The 2,443-nt window shown below is 32.3% G+C and carries 3 protein-coding genes; 1 reads left to right on the top strand and 2 read right to left on the bottom strand.

What is annotated here, in order from left to right:
• Both ACI3VO_RS14825 and ACI3VO_RS14820 read right to left on the bottom strand, forming a co-directional pair.
• On the bottom strand, positions 1-225 hold a 225-nt coding region (locus ACI3VO_RS14825; protein WP_439758661.1), incomplete at its 3' end, for an SH3 domain-containing protein.
• A 200-nt stretch (positions 226-425) separates the two neighbouring features.
• Entirely contained in the window at positions 426-1,094 is a 669-nt protein-coding gene (locus ACI3VO_RS14820) for an NlpC/P60 family protein (RefSeq protein WP_439758660.1), read from the bottom strand.
• A 318-nt stretch (positions 1,095-1,412) separates the two neighbouring features.
• Between ACI3VO_RS14820 and ACI3VO_RS14815 the strand changes: the two genes are divergently transcribed.
• Entirely contained in the window at positions 1,413-2,255 is an 843-nt protein-coding gene (locus tag ACI3VO_RS14815; protein WP_439758659.1) for a CvfB family protein, read from the top strand.
• Positions 2,256-2,443 lie beyond the last annotated feature (188 nt).

Raw genomic sequence — 2,443 nt, 5'->3', positions numbered from 1 at the left:
GAACACAATTTTGAGCCAAGAACCCTCTTTTCCAACTACCTCTAAAGTATCTCCTTTTTTAACAGTCCATATAACAGGGTATGTATTCCCAGGACCACTTCTTACATTTAATGCAGTAGCTTCAACCCTTCCTATACTTGTCGAATCAGCATAGCTAATTACCTTAAAACCAACAGTAACAACTAAGGCTACTGACATCATAAGAGAAATTAACTTCTCCTTCATAGTATTCCCCACTTTCTAATTGTTATTCTAACAATATTTAATTTATTTTACAGCATAAATCATTATAACACCAATTAACAATAAATTAACATTAAAATCAACAAAAAAAGTATGAAATTAAATACAATCGTAAATATATATCTAATTTCATACTTCCATTAAAACATTTAAATATATTACATTTTTTCTATATATATTACTTAAACTATTCTTCTTCCATTTACAAAAGCTCTATAATAATGGCCACTAGACATATTTGATATAACAACCTTTCCTTTAGTTGAAGACGCATGTATAAATTCTCCTGAACCCAAGTAAATTCCCGCATGTGAAACCCTTCCATTATTTTCTCCTTGAGTATCGAAAAATACTAAATCTCCTTTTTTAAGATTGCTTCTACTGACATATGTGCCGTATTTGCTTTGTGGTGATGGCGATCTAGGAATTGTTATCCCTAAAACCTGCTTAGCTACATAATAAGTAAATCCTGAACAGTCAAAAGTATTTGGACCTTGAGTCCCCCAAACATATTTGCATCCTAATTTAGACTTAGCATAGCTCACAATCCTATCAGCTTTACTTGATGAGCCTGATAAATATTGACTAGAAACATAACCAGTTGTGCTGTTGTATTTTATTTTTGACCAGTTTCCAGTTTTGCTTATGTAAGTTACCTTTGTGCCCTTGCTGATTTTGCATATTACAGAATAGCTTGTCCCTGGCCCTGTTCTAAAATTTACTCTAGCTGTAACAGTCTTGATAGTATCAGCATAAACTTCATTTGCTCCTTCTACAGATGAACCGACAAAAGAAAAAATCATCGTCAGCGCAATCAAAATTCCTAAAAATTTGGTTGTCTTTTTATTCATTTAGATAATTCTCCTTCTTTCCTTATATTTCCTACCCTTTTTTTATATTTTTAATCATTTTTTTGGTTATTCTTTTAAAAACTACATTTATAATCAAACTTTTACCATGTTAATTAATATTATTACATTTTTTTAACTTTTTCACAATATATTTTGTAACTTTTTTGTAACTTTTTTAATTATATCTACATGATATAAACTCTAATTTGCTTTCATTAATATAATTTCAGCTCTAATCTGAGTTTGATAAAAATAAATAATCCATGTATAATAGGATATAATAATGATAGCATTTTGAACGAAAAGGAGAATTTTAATTTGATAAAATTAGGTGAATACAATAAATTAAAAGTAAAAAGAAAGACAAATTTCGGCTATTTTGTAGGAGAAGAAGGCGCAAACTCAAACGACGATGTTCTACTTCATAAAAGACTTCTAAACAAACACACAGTAGAGGTCGGAGATGAAGTTGAGGTATTCATATATATGGACTCAGAAGGTAGACTTTCTGCCACTTTAGAATACCCAAAGGCAAAGCTAGGCGACGTCGCTTACCTAAAGGTAGTAGCCCACACTAAAATAGGAAGCTTTGTAGATGTAGGTCTTCCAAAGGACATCCTAGTTCCTTTCAAACAACAAACTTTTGAAATGACTAAGGGACAAAGATACCTATTCTATATATACCTAGATAAAACTGGAAGATTAGCAGCTACAACTGACATCTTCCCATACTTATCAACAAAACACGACTACAAAATCGGCGATACAGTAGAGGGAATCGTATACGGCTTCCAAACAAACAACACAGCGATGGTATGTGTCGACAACAAATACGATGCAGTAATCCTAAACAACGAATACTTCACAGAGCTAAAAATAGGCGACAAGCTAGAAAATCTAAGAGTTATAAAAATTTACGAAGACGGTAAACTAGGCCTATCTCCAAGAGGCGAAAGATCCGAGGAACTAGATACACTAGAAAAAGCAATAATGAGCTACCTAGAAGGAAACGACGGATTCATGAGATTTAACGACAAATCATCTCCTGAAGAAATCAAAACAGTCTTCAACTCTAGCAAGAAAAACTTCAAAAGAGCCCTTGGAGTTCTAATGAAGAAAAACCTTATAACTCAAGACGAAAGCGGATGCCATAGAGTTTAATAAGCTCTCTTATAAATTCTGATAAAACTTACAAAGCTTGCTTATAAAAGGCTATCGAAAAACTCGATAGTCTTTTATAATGCATCACAAAAACCCAGACTATATAGTCTTATAAAGATCCTCTCTATCCAAACCTAATTTCTCTAAAGTAAGCCCATCTCTGTAAAAATCAGTTTGAAGCATACTCG

The sequence above is a fragment of the Intestinibacter sp. genome, assembly GCF_051866655.1.
Classification (GTDB): domain Bacteria; phylum Bacillota; class Clostridia; order Peptostreptococcales; family Peptostreptococcaceae; genus Intestinibacter.
Note: the sequence above shows the minus strand (reverse complement) of the source record. Positions and strands in the feature narration are given on the sequence as shown.